The following is a 16,323-nucleotide window of genomic DNA, read 5'->3' as shown; positions in this document are numbered from 1 at the left end:
GCCTCCGAATGACGCAGCTCTGTCAGTATGTTTACTGTTTTCCAGCGACAGCAACCTGGAATGTTTGAGGACAGGAATGTGGGTCTCTCTCAAGGATCGACTGTTTGTCCGTGAAGAGATGAGGAGAATCCGGATGATACGGGCACTTCAATGCCGAAAGAGATGCGTCTGAATCGAGTGGGAATATGAACAATTGAGTAGATGAAACTCGTTGTAACAGAACAGGTTCGCGAAACCGACGAGTTCGCTAAGCAGTCTGTGACCCTTAATTTCCCCATAATCGGACTACAAATTGCGCGGATCCTTCAGTCCATGCCGATGAGACCTTTCCAACTCGCATCAAATTTGGAGAATTAAGAGAAAATCGGGGGAATTTCCTTCAATGGTGTCCGAGACTGTATATACAATGCACAGTTGAGGAGAATGCGCAAATTGGCAATCGTCCGTCCTGTCTTGAGTTCGAGCATTCTTGCCTAAAGTTACTCGTGGAGAGAGAAATCATGTCACTATCCAGATTTGGAACCACAATGTTTGTTTGGGCAGCATCCGCCATGCTGCTATGTACTCCCCAGGGGTTTGCTGAAAGTTCAGTCCCGGAAATTTCAAACATTGGCCAGATCCTCAGTTATCGGAACAGCGCAGGGGAAGACTATTATGCCCTGCGAATCAAGGCCGATCGCTTGCCCGCTTCCAGCCATGCAGGAGAGCAGATTGCTGTTCTGTTTGATACCTCAGCCAGTCAGGTCGGGGAGCACCGCGTTCAGGCTCTGGATGTACTCAAAGCCTTCCTGACCGAACTCCCGAATGATGCAACCGTCGCCATTTATGCGGTCGACGTGCAATGCACTCCATTTGTCAGTGAGTTTGTTCGACCCGAGAGCCGGCAGGCAACACTGGCCGTTGAATCTCTGGCTTCCCGGGCACCTCTGGGAGCAACAAATCTTTCTCAAGCTTTCAAAACCGTACTCCAGGGGCTGCAGAATGAACAGCCTCGCTCCATCGTTTACATCGGCGATGGAATGAGTTCTGCCAGACTGATCTCTCTCCCTGAAATGGCAAAACTCACTCAGCAACTTGCAGGCAAACATATTCCCGTACACAGCTACGGAGTCGGCCCTAAAAAGGACATCCAGATGCTGGATACCCTGGCTGTCTACACCGGAGGCGTTGTATTCACGGATCAGGCCGAAGGAAAACAGGACCTGCCAGCCATTGTCGGTAAAGAACTCGCCCAGGCTGTACAGTCCCCGGTCTTCTTTCCTGAATCGATTCAGGTCTCTGACAAACAGCTGCAATTGAATACCACCCGCGCCCTGCCAGTGCGGTCGGATCGTGAAACCATTTACCTGGCCCGAGGCGAAATCAACGGCAAACTGGTTGTCGAATTGAGCAACCGTCAGTTGGAGGGCGTCTGGAAATTTAATGCTCCCGTTTCTCAGGCTGTTAACAGCTTTCTGGCTGTACCCTGGGTCAACTATCAGTCTGGACAGGAGCTGGGGATTGCCTATGCCGGTCAGCGGATGATGAATCTGTCTCGAACTGCTCATGAAGAAAACATGGCTCAACTGGAGTTCGCCGGGACACAGGCCATTCGGAGCGGAAACCTGGAACAGGCCGCCAAACTCGGAAATCTGCTGCAGCAGCTTGATCCCGGAAATTCCCGTGCCGACTCGCTGTTGAAACTTTCGAAACAGTATCAGAACGATCAACTCGCCCAGGCGGATACCAAGCAGCCCGCCAGCGATACCAAATCAGCACCGGCTAAGAAAGCCGATCCTCAGCCGCCGATCGACGATGCGATCAGCAAAGTGGAGCAACTCCGGCAGATTAAGGGAGCCCAGATGAAAATCGAGGTTTCCAATGCCATCGAAGAGGCACGCCAGATTTCTACTGATAATCCGGATGGAGCCCTGGGAGTTTTAAAGCGATCCTTGAATTTTCTGAAATCAACCTCTGACATCGATCTCGATCTCCGTCAGCAGCTTGAACGTCGTCTGAATAACATGATGGTCGATGTTCGCAGCCAGATGGAAGTCGCTGAAACACGTCGGATTCGTCAGCAACAGCAGATTGCTCAACTGGAACAGCAGAAACGTCTGGTGGATCAGGTACTGCTGGAAGACGAAAAACTGGAACAGTTGATCGACCGTGTTCGTTCACTGATCCAGGATGGAAAACATGGTAACAGCGATGCCTACGAAGAGGCGGAAGCCGTTTCTCGTGTGGCTGTCAACATGGAGCCAGGTAATGGTCCTGCGACCGCAGCTCTGTTTACTTCGGAAGCAGCCGGACAGCTGGATAAAGTCTTCCGCATGCGTTCGCTGCGTGCTGACCGCTTCCTGGAAACTCTGTACCAGGTTGAACTCTCACACGTTCCATTTCCGGATGAGCCGCCGGTTCGCTGGCCATCCGCGCCGGTCTGGACCAGTCTGACTGAACGTCGTAAGAAATGGGCCGCAGTGGACCTGCACCAGAACAGCCCGGCTGAACAGCGTATTTTTGAAGAACTGCAGAAAGAGACCGAAGCCAACTTCCCGGACATTCCGTTGTCTGAAGTCATGACGTATTTCTCTGAACTGCACAATATTACGATCCTGATTAATTCCAATGATCTGGGTGAAGAAGGTTTGACTCCTGATGAGCCCGTCAATGTTTCGTTGACTGGAATCAAATTTAAAAGTGCCTTAAACATTATCCTCAAGCCGATCGGCCTGACTTATGTTGTCGAAGATGAAGTGATGAAAATCACAACCAGTGCCAAGGCTGAAGAGATCTACAGTACTCGTGTCTATCCTGTGGGTGACCTGGTTATCTCTGTCTCGACCCAGCAGCGATCTGTCGGAAGTAGCCGTGGTGGCTTTGGTGGTCAGCAGGGTGGCATCGGCGGCGGCGGTGGCGGCGGCTTTGGTGGCGGCGGCTTCGGCGGCGGCGGTGGCGGCTTCGGCGGCGGTGGTGGCGGCTTCGGCGGTGGTGGTGGCGGCCAGGGCTTCTTCAATGTGGCTCCGGAACTGCTGATGATGAACAGCACTCCGCCCCAACAGAAGTCACAGACCAAACCTGCTCAAAAAGGAAAAGCTGCTCCGCAGAAAGCAGAGATCAAACCAATTCAGGATGCCGAAATGAATGCCATCCTGGATGGAATTCTGGGTGAGTCTGAAATCAAGTCAAAGCCGGCGCAGTTTCAGGTTCAGGATAATCCTTTTGAGTTCAACAACAGCACGATTAAACAACTCAAAAAAAAACCAGTAATGGTCAAGTAAAAGGGAAATCGGCACTGCCCGGTTCTCCCCGACAATCCAAATTAACAAAGCGGAGTCCTTCTTCCGGGAAGGGCTCCGTTTCTGTTGGTACTGATGCCCCCTCCCGGAATGAGTTCCAGGCACCTCTGACCGCAGATATTAAAGATCCTGCCCAGTTCTGGAATGACTATTTCTCCAAACGCAAACCCAAGCCTGAGCTGGTTAACGATCTGATTTTCAATCTGCATCAGTCGGGTAAACACGAACATGTGATTGCAGCCATCAATGCCGCGCTGATCCATAACCAGTCACAACCGTGGATGTATGATGTCCTGGCTTTGACGATGGAGATCCTCGGTCGTCCTCAGCCGGAGATTGAACGTGTTCTGCTCTCCCGACTCGATTTCTCTGCAGCAGACGTACCCAGCATGGTTTACTCTGCCGCTTATCTGACCCGGTTCAAAGCCGAGCAGCAGGCGCTCAAACTTTATCAGCAGGCCGCAGCGCTACAGCCCGATCGCCCCGAACCCTACATCATGGGATTACGGCTGGCAGAGAAGCTGAAAGACGCGGAAGGTATCCTCTGGGCAGCCACGGGTATACTGACGCATGTCTGGATCAAGGATTATGAGCAATGGCACGAAAAAGCCCTGAATGCCCTGGCAAATCTGGAGCAGTCCTTTAAGAAAGCAGGTCGACAGGCAGAAGCAGAACGGGTTCAGGCTGCCCGCAGTCAGTCACTTGAGCGCGACCTGAAACTGGAGCTGACCTGGAATGGTGATGGAGATCTGGATCTGATCGTGGAAGAACCCAGGGGCACAGTCTGTTCCTTTGAGTCGCCTTTGACGGCGGGTGGGGGCGTGCTTCTGAATGACGGCTACGGTCCCAAACAGGAGAACTGCCATGAAGAGTATCTATGTGCCCATGGATTTCCAGGGACCTACACGGTGCGCGTCCGCTACGTCTCGGGGAATATCGTCGGTCAACGTGCGAAACTGAAAGTGACGCGTTATCAGGGTTCGGATCATCCAGTAGTACAATCGATGATTGTTCCTCTTGCGAAGGAAGATCGACTGATCCGCATTGACCTGGAGAAAGGGCGTCGCAATCAAAAATCAGAAGCCCCTCAGAATTCCCAGAAAAACAGCAGTCTGCTGCCCGCCCTCAAGCATTTTGTCTCCGCTCGTCCTGTGAATCCAGGTGGACGTGAATCGTTAAACAGCTTTCGGGTTTCCCGGCAGGCGGGGATTTCAAATGGTCGACAGGTGCCTCTGGTGACCGGCGTCCAGAATGTGGGTGGTGTTGCCTACCAGCCTGTCATCACAGTCATACCCGAGGGGATCAGTCTGACCGGGGCAGCAGTGGTGTCACCTGACCGGCGTTATGTGCGACTGTCTCTCTCCCCACAGTTCACGAATGTGACCGACATTTTCACGTTCAGCTTTTTGCGCCCTTGAAATCAGGGACAACCCCTTTATCGGACCAGCCCGGGAGTGACATCCAGGTCCAGATCCGCGACCCGGCCCCGATCCAGGTGATACCAGGCAATCGCCGCCATGGCGGCATTGTCGGTGCATAAATCAGGAGGCGCCACACTGAGCTGGATGCCTGCCTTCTGAGTCATTTCAGCCAGCCGTTCGCGTAGCAGGGAATTCGCGGCGACACCGCCCCCTACACAGAGAGTTTCATAGCCATAGCGTTCGATGGCCTGCCGGCATTTTCCGACCAGAACATCCACCACGGTCTCCTGGAAACTGGCCGCCAGATCTGCGATCCGTTGTTCATCCAGTGGAGGAGGCTGCTGTTTTGCACCCGGATTTCCCTGGGCCGCATACAGCACGGCCGTTTTCAGACCACTGAAGCTGAAACGCAGTTCCGGATCTTTCAGGAACGTGCGGGGAAATGCGAACGCACGTGGATCGCCTTGTTGTGCCGCTGTTTGAATCGATGGCCCCCCGGGATACGAGAGTCCCAGAATTTTCGCGACTTTATCAAAGGCTTCGCCGGCGGCGTCATCAATGGTCGCCCCAATCAATTCGAAATCGAATGTTTCCGAACAGTGATAGAGGTTAGTGTGCCCCCCGCTCACAACCAGGCCGATGCCCGGGAATAGACGCCGGTCTTCCTGCATCTGACAGGCGAACAGATGCCCTTCAATATGATTGACGGCGATCAGGGGGAGATCGAGGGTCATCGCCAGCGTTTTGGCAGCAGTTAAACCAATCAGCAACGAGCCGACGAGTCCGGGTTCCGTGGCGACCGCGATCGCGGATAATTGATGCAGTTCAATATCTGCCTGTTTTAAGGCGTCATCAATGACAGGTAGAATGCGTTCCAGGTGAGCCCGGGAGGCGATTTCCGGAACCACGCCCCCAAACTTTTCATGCAGATCTGTTTGTGATGAAACGACATTGGACAGAATCCGCATGTCACGCGTAATGACTGCGGCTGCAGTCTCATCGCACGAAGATTCGATTGCCAGCAGGTATTCGTTTGAGGAGCTCATAGGGGGGCGTTAAGAGAAAAAAGGAAAGCGATCGGTGGAGTCAACCAGACTCTCCAAATCGCTTTCCGCTGTGTCGATGAGATTTTGTTGAGACGGATTCAAATAAGATCAGGTGGTCCGAATCACCAGGGGATTTCCGGCGGGGGCAGGAACCACGGCTGCTTTTTTGGCGGGTTTTTCTTCCTTGGCAGCCGGTTTCTTTTCGGCCTTTTTATCCGCTTCTTTGTCAGCCGGTTTTCCTTTGCCGCTCAGCTGTTCCTTGATGTAGTCCAGAGCCAGATTCAACTGCTTATCTTTGAATTCCGTATCCAGTTTTGCAGTGTGATCCAGAATGTCCCGATTGCGGCGGTATTCCCCCAGTGTTTCCATTTCGTCGTCTGTCAGTCGCAGGCGATAGCCTTCGTTGGGGGTCACACCCCAGACATCGGTATCTTTGGCTCCCGGGAAACGATGAATATTTTTGCCGCTGGGGCGGTGATAGCTGGCAGTGGTCAGTTTCAAAGCACTGTCACCATCTTCCAGTTCGATCACATTCTGGACGCTGCCTTTACCCCAGGTTCGTTCACCAATGATGACAGCCCGCTTGTGGTCCTGCAGACAGGCTGAGACGATTTCACTGGCCGAGGCCGAATACCGGTTCACCAGAATCGCCATCGGAAAATCTTTGAAGGTGTTATCCGAGGTGGCTTCCCATTTCCGGTTCCGGCTGTTGCGACCTTCCGTGCTGACAATCTTTCCGGATTCGATAAACATATCCGAAATTTCCGTTGCCTGAGAAAGCAGACCACCGGGATTGAAACGCAGATCGAGGATCAGGCCTTTCAACCCCTGTTTTTCCAGGTCTTCGATAGCAGCCCGTAATTCCTCTGCACTGTGCCGACTGAAGTGGGTCAGGCGGATATAGCCGATTTTCGCCTTTTTGTCGTACATATAGTCCCAGGAATCATCCTCTTTGTAGGTATCGCCCAGGACAGTCGCGACATGGATAATCTCACGTTGCACGGTGAGAGGGATGGATTTATTAGTCCCTTTGTGAATGACGGCCATTTTCACTTTTTCCCCTTCGCGGCCCTTCAGGATTTTAATCGCCTGGGAAAGGGTGAAGCCCTTGGTCGATTTACCTTCAATCGAGTCGATAATATCACCCGCCCGGATACCCGCTTTGTAGGCGGGGGTGCCCGGCAGCGGCGTCATCACGGTCAGCCGACCGTTCTGATCATCGATGTGAACCTGAATCCCGATTCCGCCGAATTCCTGCTCGACGACCTGATTAAAACGGGAGAGATCTTTGGGGCTGATATAACTGGAATACTGATCCAGTTCCTGAACCATACCCCGGATGGCCGCTTCGAGCAGCACCCGGCGGTCGATGTCTTTGACGTAGTTGCGTTCAATCTGCTCATACGTGTCTGCAAACAGCTTCATCATCTGGTAGTAATCTTCGTCCTTTTCTTTTTCATCCGCATAAGAGAATGATTGCAGGGGGGACGAAACCATCAGGGCAAGTAAGAGGCACAAACTGATCAAGCGGAATTTAGGCATGGATGATTCCTTATGAGAATGACAGAACACAACTCAAACCAGGCAGAAATAAAGATTTCAGGAAGTTGAAATGTGTTTTGTGGGTGTCGTATCGCGGCGGATCTTTATTTGCTTCCCTATTAGTGTAGGCGATCTGGAAACCAGTGGCAAGATTTGCTCTGGCCCCAATGCCCTGAAAACCCTTTTCTTGAGGAAAACCGAATGAAATTGAATTCTGGGGAGCAGACGGATACAGTGCAGAGAAAATCCCTTCGTTTTTCATATTTGTTTCCACCGGGCGACGCCAGATGCAACCCGAAGTTCAAATTCTGACAGGAACCGCGGGTTCCGGTAAAACAGACCATTTGCTGGATGAGTACCGGCGTGCACTGCAGTCGGGACTGGAACGCCAATGCCCGGGAAAGACGCTCTGGCTGTCCCCCACGATCCGTTCCAGGCGACAGGTGCTGGATCGCCTGCCCGGGCCGGATCTACCGATCTGCTTCGCCCCCAATGTTTATACGTTTGAGGCCTTTGCAGAGACGATCCTCAAGTCATTGGATGAACCGATCCAGACTCTGCCGGAACTCTCCAAACGGTACCTGCTGCGGAGTATTGTCGATGATTTGATTTCAGCGGGACAGATCAGCTATTTCGGATCCATTGCGGGATCTTCCGGGTTTCTGGATCTGATCTCCAGCTTCATCTCGGAACTGAAACGGGAAGAAATCTGGCCGGAAGATTTTTCCCGAGCCTGCGGACAAATCGGTTCCGACTCCCAGCAGAAGGACCAGGAGCTTTCCCTGATTTACCGTCGCTACCAGGTCGCCCTGCACGAGATGCGGCGCTACGATTCGGAAGGTCGTTTCTGGTCAGCCCGCACGGCACTGCAGGACGGAATGTGGGGACCTTTGAGCGAATTTGATCTGATCGTTCTGGATGGCTTTGCTGATTTCACATACACGCAGTACGAGATTCTGGAACTGCTGGCAGCACGGACTAAAAAGCTTTGTATTTCGCTGCCACTCGAACAGGAAACACGACGCGGTGATCTGTTCGCAAAATCATTGGTTGCCCGACAGATTCTGGAAACGCGTCTGCCCGGTCGTGTTTCCACTGTCTATTTTGATCAGGCGTCATCGAACACCGCACGCAGCCAGATCAGCCAGCAGCTGTTTGCAAATCCGCGCGAAATTGTTCCCTCGCCAGAAGCAGGTCAGCTTAAAGTAATTGCAGTTGCCGGTCAGCGTAATGAGCTGGAAGTCCTCGCGGGAGAAATCAAACGGCTGTTACGCGAAGGCGTTTTACCCGAGGACATCACCCTTGCATTCCGCTCGACACTGGAGTATGGAGATCTGATTGATGAAACCCTGACTGCAGCCGGGATTCCCTGTTTTCTGGGACAGGAGCAGACATTTTCCCGTTTCTCCGTGGTGCGTGCGATTTTTGCCTTCCTGCAACTCGAAATTGAAAACTGGTCCTTTGACAGCCTGATGTCGGTGCTGGATTCCAGTTACTTTACGCCCCACTGGCCCGAGTATCAGGGCGGTCAGGCGGTTCGCTCGTTGTCGCGTGTCTTAAGACAGCTCAAAATTGATTCCGGCAAAGCAGACATCCTGCATGCGCTCGAAAACGAGAGTCACAAAGCGGCCGAGATCAGCGCCCGCTATCCAGACCGCCTGGATCGAAAAGCGGCGGCACAGGAACTGAGATCTGCGTTTCAGCTGGCGCAGCGACTGTTCACCGAGACAAAACGGCTGTCGGGCAGGGAACTGTTTGTGACCTGGATTGAAATCCTGATTTCGCTGGCGAACGAATTTGGATTACCGGGAACCTGGGCTGATGCGGATCCGGATACGGACCCGCTGGCGAAACGGGACAGGCAGGTCTGGGAACGGTTTCAACAGCTGCTGTTTCATGCCGTGGCGGAAGTCGAACGAATTGAAGCGTTCCACCAGAAACAGGCCCCGCCTCTGGATCTGGCCGGTTTTCGCAGCCTGCTGCTGGATCTGCTCGAACAGCAGACAATTTCTCTGCAACCGGAGGAAGCCGGGCGTGTCAAAGTGCTGGATGCCTCTCAGCTGAGAAACCTGAATATCCCTTATCTACTGGTGGGAGGCTTGAGCGAAGCCAGCTTCCCCCGTGGACATCGCGAAGACTGCCTGTATGGAGAAAAGGACCGGGGGGCACTCAACCAGCAGGGGCTCACTCTGAAGCTGCACGCCAATCAACAGCAGGAAGAAATGTTGTTGTTTTATGAGGTCATGACGCGGTTCTCACAACAGTTGATCCTGAGCTATCCCGCAATCAGCGCTACCGGCCAGCCGCTGTTTCCCAGCCCGTATCTGACGACGCTGATTGATCTATTTGAACCGCAGGCCCTGCATGTCAAGCAGGCGGGCGAGCTGAATCCGCTCCCTCGTCCGGAACAGACTCTGTCCCGCCGCGATTTACGGATCCTGGCCATCGATCAACTTAAACAGGGCCGACCGGGACTGTTTCTGAATGTCTTTCAGGACGAGGATCTGCAAGCGACCGTGCGGAACATTCTGGCGGCGACAGAAATGGCGGTAGCCCGCTTTGAACAGCCCGGGTTTACCGAATATGAAGGCATGCTGACTTCGCCCGCCAGTCAACGGGCCATCCGGGAGCGGTTCCCCCGGGAATATGAATTCAGTACCACACAACTGGAACTGTACCTGGCCTGCCCCTATCAGTTCTTTGCCCAGAGCGTTCTGGGAATCGAAGTCCCCGAACCTCCCGAACTGCGGACGAACTATCTTAAACGCGGGATTCATGTTCACAGCATCCTGACCAGACTGATAGAGCTGTTGCAGGAACAGGGGGACCGTGACCAGTTATATGCAGCTGCACAGGTCGAAAGCCTGTTTCACGAACTTCTGGAGCAGCGGATCGCCGATGATTTTGTGGGGACCAGGTTGCAGCAGGTTCTTACGAAAATTGAGAAGCAGATTCTGGAAGACTGGGGCAGCCTGTTTGCCGAGCAGTCAGAAACCTATGCCCGTCAGTTTGATGAACTCTGGGATCGGGTGCCCGCGGTGGTTGGCAGGGAGGTTCCGTTTGGCGAAGTTCCTGGCGAACCTGATTCCAGTCAACAGCAATACCAGTATCTTACACTCGGCGAAGGCGTGCAGGAGACCCGTATTCGTGGTCAGATTGACCGGATCGATCTGGGCAGTATCAACGGCCAGAAATATTTCAACATTATTGACTATAAAACAGGGCGTTCCGTGCCCTCCGCAAAGGAAATCCGTACCGGGAAAAAGCTGCAGCTGGCGCTGTATCTTATTGCGGCGCGTCGGCTGGAAATGATCGATGCCGACGCTGAACCGTTCCACCTGGGATACTGGAAAATCCAGGAGACCGGCTTTGTGATGCCCCTGCATTCGTATCGCAAAAAACAGATTGAACCCCTGTCTGGTGAAGATCTGGAGCTGCTGGAATCGACACTGGAAGTACTGGTTCCGCATCTGGCAGATTTAATTCGTCAGGGAGTGTTTCCTGTCCAGGTCGATCAGGGAGTATCACATCTCGATCCGGCATTCCTGTCGGTCTGCCGGATTTCGCAAGTGGAAAGTTATCGCGAGAGCCTGGGGAAAGAAATCGATCTGCTCCATGTTCCCGGGCCGGATGCCGAATCAGAATCAACAGAGGAAGCTTAGTTTCAGATCATGTCGAATCAACCCACATATACCGAGCAGCAGGCTGCGGCGATCAACCCGCGCGATGTTTCGATTGCGCTCTCAGCCGGTGCCGGATGTGGGAAGACGTTCGTCCTGACGCAGCGGTTTCTGAAGCTGATTGAACCCGGCACGCCCCCTGACCGTCTGAGCCATATTGTGGCGATCACATTTACTGAACGGGCTGCCCGCGAAATGCGGGACCGTGTGCGCGAAACCTGTCTGGAACAGCTTCGCAGTTGTGCCCCGGATGAGGTCGCCCACTGGCAGACGGTGATCCGCGGACTGGATTCCGCCCGCATCAGCACCATCCACTCTTTCTGTACCTCAATCCTGCGGACCCACGCCGTCAGTGCCCGCCTCGATCCCCACTTCGGCCTGCTGGAGCAGGGGACCAGTGATGCTTTTTTACGCAAAGTGGTCCGTGAGGCGGTTCACGATCTGTTGCAGGAAGAAGATGAAGATTGCCTGGAACTGGTCTACCGCTATGGATTGGAACGAACCTATGAAATGTTTATCTCTCTGGTGCCCCAGCAGTTCCGGATTGAATTCGAGCAGTTTGCTGAACTGACTGAGGAACAGCTGGCAGGACGCATGCGGAGTTTCTGGATGGGTTCCTTCATTCCCATGGAACTGGCGGAGATCGCGAATGCGGAGAGCACCCGATTTTTACTGCGACTGATGGCGGCACAGGACCCTGTGAACAAGAAGATGCGGGAGCGTTTTCAGGTCCTCACGGCACGACTCCCCGAACTGCTGACGGGGGCGGAACCGAACCGTGCAGAATTGTTGGGGACCCTGATTGCGCATGCGAAAGTGCAGGGGGCCGGGACGAAAAAAGACTGGGATGATCTGGAAGTCTATGAGCAGATTAAAGAGGGCTTTTCGAATTTACGCGAGAAACTCACGAAGGTTTCCAAGATCCTTTCTCCCGATCCGGCTGCATTTCAGCAGGCGGCTGAGTACAGTCTGCGGGTTTTGAGAGTGACCGAATTCATCGCCAATCGCTACCAGGAGAGTAAAGCGGAAAAGGGACTGCTGGACTTCGACGATCTACTGCTGCAGACCCGCGATCTGTTCCGCCGTGATCCCCAGGCACGTCAACGGGCCGCAGCCGGGATCGAATTCCTGATGGTGGACGAATTCCAGGATACCGATCCGGTTCAAAGCGAGATTGTGCGTGCCCTGTGTGGGCAGGATCTGCTCAACGGGAAGCTCTTTCTGGTGGGGGATGCCAAACAATCCATTTACCGTTTTCGGCGGGCGGATCCGGAAGTGTTTCATCAGCTGCGCCAGGAAATTCCCGCTGAGGGACGTCTGCCTCTGAGTGTTAATTTTCGCAGTCAGCCAGCCATTCTGAATTTCACCAACTGCCTGTTTGCCTCAGCTATGGAGCAGTATTACGAGCCGCTGACGCCTTTTGATTCGGAACAGCACTCGCCGACCCCCGCGATTGAGTTTCTGTTCGCCTCACCCGATGAACCAGAGATCAAGGGAGCCGAAGCGCTCCGCGAGACGGAAGCTGCCTGGATTGCCGCCCGGGTACGTCAGCTGCTGGAAGATGAGACTCCCCGGATCTGGGCGAAAAACCGTCAGACGGGCGCGCGCGAATTAAGACGTGTGGAACCGGGGGATATCTGCATTCTGTTTCGAGCACTTTCGAATGTAGCCCTCTATGAGAAAGCCCTGCAGCAACAGGATCTGGACTATTACCTGGTTGGCGGGCGCGCGTTTTATGCGCAGCAGGAAATTTACGATCTGAGTAATTTGTGTCAGTATCTGGACAATGCTGACGATGAACTGAGTCTGCTGGGAATCCTGCGGTCTCCTTTCTTCAGCCTGTCCGACGATACGCTGTATACGATTGTCCGGAATGCGGATACGCTGACCAGAGCGATGCTGCTGGAGCCGCCTGGGGATCTGTGTCCGGAGCAGAGACGGCAGGTGCTTTATGCCCAAAGCGTGCTGCAGGAACTGCGCGCAAAAAAAGATCGTCTCTCGCTGGTGGAACTGCTGAATCTGGCCCTGGAACGGACGGGCTACGATGCTGCTTTGTTGAACGAGTTTCTGGGAGACCGCAAGCTGGCCAACCTGCGGAAACTGATCGAACTGGCCCGCAACTTTGAAGCGACCGGCCTGTTTACGCTGAAAGATTTTGTCCAGCGGATACGGGATTCGATTCTGGAGGAGAGTAAGGAAGAACTGGCTGCCACGTTACCGGAAACCAGTGATGTCGTCCGGCTGATGACGATCCACCAGTCCAAGGGACTCGAGTTCCCGGTCGTGATTCTGGCTGACATGGATCGCAAACCTGCGCCGGGAGCCACAGCTCCGTTTCTGCACCCGGATTGGGGGGCGCTGCTGAACCTGCCTGCAGAACGGGGAATTACGCCGGATAATTATGCTTTTAAGATGCATCGGGGGCTGGAACAGAAAGCCGATGAAGAGGAGACCGTGAGGCTGCTGTACGTGGCTGTCACCCGGGCGGCCGATTACCTGATTCTCTCGGCAGGGCTCTCCTATGATCGCAAGATAGAATCCCCCTGGATGAAGCTCCTGGCTCGACACTTTGATCTCGACACCGGAGTCCCGGCAGTGGATCCCTATCTGGGACGTCTGGCTCTGGGAGATATTCCTCCCGAACAGATTCCTGAAATCCGGGTGCATCACTCCCTACCTCAGCCTGCGACACGACCAGAAAAGAAGCAGAAAGAGCTGAAGCCGAGCCAGTTTGTCGCGGCACTGGAGCAGGGAACCCCCGAAGCCTTTCCGGAATCGTATGGAACAATAGCACCCCGACCGGGAGCACTATCACATGTGAGTGTATCGCGACTGGAAGTCATCGACGCCCAGTTGCAACACTCCCCTGATTCAGCGATGGAAATGTTTCCGTCAGACGATACGTTGTCCGCGGAAGAAGCGACGCAACTGGGGACCCTGACCCATGCCGTTATCGAACGACTGGAGCCAGACCAGCCCGATCAGGCGCCGCGAATTGTCAACTCCGTGCTGGCCGATCAAACACCACAGTTGGTTGAAAAACTGCAGCCTGTGATTGAACGCCAGATTGCCGCCTGGTATGCCTCGGATTTGTGCCAGACTCTGAAAGCAGCTCAGACACATTATCGGGAACTTGATTTTCTGTTGCGCTGGGCTTCGGGAACTGATGGTAACGCTGAACAGGCAGTGACAGTAACGGGAACCATTGATGCCCTGGTACAGACCCAATCCGGAGACTGGATGCTGTTTGATTACAAAACCGGTTCCCGAATGGCGCGAATGACTGCAGAACAGCTGATCGCAGAGTATGAATTCCAGCTGGGAGTCTATACACTGGCGGTAGAACAGCTTCTGGGGGCCCGGCCCGCTTCGATTGGACTGGCCATTGTTCAGGATAGCGTCCGGTATATCGAGTGTGAACTGGATGCCGACCGGCTGGAGCAGATCTCCGACCGGTTGTCCCAGGCTGTTTCCAGTTTGCTTCCCTCTCCAGCAGCGGCAGAAAGTCGTTAACCAGTTCCATGTCCAGTGAGTCCCGCTCCGAGCTTGAATGTTTCAGGCAGTTACATCAATCCCCGGAAATCTTTGAGCTGATCCAGTCTCATAAGGGGACCGAATTTCAGTTACAGAAACAGCTGCGGGAACAGTATCCCGAAGATGTGGTCCGGGCCGCATTGACCCTGGCGGAGCTCCGCGTCCGTGGACGTGCCAAGTTCTCCCGCGCCGATCAGATGTGGTTCGACAGAAAAAGCCTGGAGCAGGCTACTCCCGAAGCCGTCTCGCAGTACAAGGCAGCTCGATTTTCCGGTACCGTGTATGACTTCTGCTGTGGCATGGGGGGCGATCTGGTTGCTCTGGCACAACATGCTACGGTGACTGGCGTCGATCTGGAGCCGCTGCTCTGCCAGTTTGCCCGCTGGAACAGTGAAGTCTATGAAGTCGCGGACCAGGTGACTCTGATCAATCAACGTCTCGAAGAGGTCAAAGACCGTGAGGGTTTACTGCACATCGATCCGGACCGGCGACCCGGTTCCGGTGGGAAGGTGATTCGCATCGAAGATTACCGGCCCGATCTCGAGACGCTGCTCGAACTGATTCAGGAATTTGAGGGGGGGGCGATCAAGCTCAGCCCGGCGAGTAATTTCGCGGGGAAATTTCCCGGCACAGAAACCGAACTGATCAGCCTGAATGGTGAGTGCAAGGAAGCAACGATCTGGTTCGGAAGACTGGCGGGGGAAGCGGAGTTCCGGGCGACCTCAATTTCTAAAACGGGTGAAGTCGCAAGTATCGCCGGTCATCCCATGGATGCTTATACCAGCATCACTCCGCCGGGCGAATATCTGTATGACCCCGATCCGGCTGTGGTTCGCTCCGGTCTGCTGGATGTAGCTGCTGCTGAGTCTGGTTTAAGCCGCCTGGATGCCGAAGAGGAATATCTGACCTCAACGGACCTGGTAGAGTCTCCGTTTTTTAGGCGATTCCGGATTCTGGATGAGTTGCCGAACCAGGATCGCGACCTGAAGAAGTATTTCCGCTCTGCTGATTTCGGACAACTGGAAATCAAGTGCCGTCGGATTCCTGTGCCCATTGAAGCACTTCGCCGTAAACTGTCCCTTAAGGGGAAGGAGGCAGGCGTCCTTGTCATTGCCCGGCTGGAAGGCAAATCACGAGCGCTGGTTTGTGAACGCGAGTAGCATTCCGATTTGTATCCGGGGAGCTATGCGCATAAAAAACGAGAGCCTGTGAAAGGCTCTCGTCGGTGTCTCGTTTCTTTGCTGTTTGGGTTACTGTGCCTGACGGAACTGGAACCGGTCCATGGGCAGCAGCTGTTGCGGTGCGGAAGGTGCATTGTTGAAGACGAAAGAGAAGGCGTAGCAGATCACCATCCCGGAAGACATTTCACCGACATAGAGGCCCCCTTCTGCGAACTGGGCGCGTCCCTGAGCGGGTAAATTAACTTCCCCTGAGACAATCACATAATGCGGCTTGGCAGTAGGATCTACGTTGAAGTCAGCAGCCAGATTCCGAAAGTAGGCGTGAGTGAATTTTCCAGTGCGTGAGTTTATGACCGCTCCCTGGAGGCGTCCCGTCAGGAAGTCGAGTACAAATACCCCTTCTGCGTTCCCGCTGCGAGTGGGAACTGTAGTAATCGCAAACCGGTCGCCGTCGCGGTCTGTAGCAACCGCCATGGCCGGTTCATGTGGCCAGAAGTAAGACATGCACAGGCCGCAGATCACTCCGACCGTCAGCCACAAAAAGCGGCGTTCCCCGTATTGTTTCTTCACCACAAATGCCTCCTCGTGTGTTTGAATTAGGGATACTGGTAGAGCCCGACGCACCGATCCCTCATTGAATG

The 16,323-nt window shown here is 54.1% G+C and carries 9 protein-coding genes; 5 read left to right on the top strand and 4 right to left on the bottom strand.

Annotated elements, in window-relative coordinates; all coding sequences use genetic code 11:
• The first annotated feature begins 500 nt into the window (after positions 1-500).
• Entirely contained in the window at positions 501-3,260 is a 2,760-nt protein-coding gene (locus Enr10x_RS13705) for a vWA domain-containing protein (protein WP_145106808.1), read from the top strand.
• 248 nt (positions 3,261-3,508) lie between these two features.
• Positions 3,509-4,696: a YfaP family protein gene (locus Enr10x_RS13700; RefSeq protein WP_145449964.1), complete on the top strand. Its 1,188-nt coding sequence runs from the start codon at positions 3,509-3,511 to the stop codon at positions 4,694-4,696.
• Positions 4,697-4,713: 17 nt separating this feature from the next.
• On the opposite strand, the gene tsaD is transcribed toward Enr10x_RS13700, so the two are convergent.
• From tsaD to Enr10x_RS13685, 3 genes are all read right to left on the bottom strand, one after another.
• Positions 4,714-5,745, bottom strand: coding sequence for a tRNA (adenosine(37)-N6)-threonylcarbamoyltransferase complex transferase subunit TsaD (tsaD, locus tag Enr10x_RS13695; RefSeq protein WP_145449961.1), 1,032 nt, complete (start codon positions 5,743-5,745; stop codon positions 4,714-4,716).
• Between the two features lie 108 nt (positions 5,746-5,853).
• The gene (locus Enr10x_RS13690; RefSeq protein WP_145449957.1) at positions 5,854-7,287 is read right to left on the bottom strand and encodes a S41 family peptidase; all 1,434 of its coding nucleotides are present in this window, start codon (positions 7,285-7,287) and stop codon (positions 5,854-5,856) included.
• Positions 7,288-7,297: 10 nt separating this feature from the next.
• The gene (locus Enr10x_RS13685; protein WP_145106817.1) at positions 7,298-7,549 is read right to left on the bottom strand and encodes a hypothetical protein; all 252 of its coding nucleotides are present in this window, start codon (positions 7,547-7,549) and stop codon (positions 7,298-7,300) included.
• A gap of 25 nt (positions 7,550-7,574) precedes the next feature.
• Between Enr10x_RS13685 and Enr10x_RS13680 the strand changes: the two genes are divergently transcribed.
• From Enr10x_RS13680 to Enr10x_RS13670, 3 genes are read left to right on the top strand one after another with little or no spacing between them, the layout of a single operon-like run.
• A complete protein-coding gene (locus Enr10x_RS13680; protein ID WP_145449954.1) occupies positions 7,575-10,949 on the top strand; it encodes a PD-(D/E)XK nuclease family protein in 3,375 nt (1,124 codons plus the stop codon).
• 9 nt (positions 10,950-10,958) lie between these two features.
• The gene (locus Enr10x_RS13675; RefSeq protein WP_145449951.1) at positions 10,959-14,480 is read left to right on the top strand and encodes a UvrD-helicase domain-containing protein; all 3,522 of its coding nucleotides are present in this window, start codon (positions 10,959-10,961) and stop codon (positions 14,478-14,480) included.
• 8 nt (positions 14,481-14,488) lie between these two features.
• Positions 14,489-15,661, top strand: a complete 1,173-nt coding sequence (locus Enr10x_RS13670; RefSeq protein ID WP_145449948.1) for a class I SAM-dependent methyltransferase — start codon at positions 14,489-14,491, stop codon at positions 15,659-15,661.
• 90 nt (positions 15,662-15,751) lie between these two features.
• Here Enr10x_RS13670 and Enr10x_RS13665 read toward each other — a convergent pair whose 3' ends face one another.
• Complete coding sequence (locus tag Enr10x_RS13665; protein WP_232093385.1) at positions 15,752-16,255, bottom strand: hypothetical protein; 504 nt, start codon at positions 16,253-16,255, stop codon at positions 15,752-15,754.
• Positions 16,256-16,323: the final 68 nt, after the last annotated feature.

The sequence above is a fragment of the Gimesia panareensis genome (assembly GCF_007748155.1).
Taxonomy (GTDB): Bacteria; Planctomycetota; Planctomycetia; order Planctomycetales; family Planctomycetaceae; genus Gimesia; species Gimesia panareensis.
This window is presented reverse-complemented; position numbering and strand designations above follow the sequence as displayed.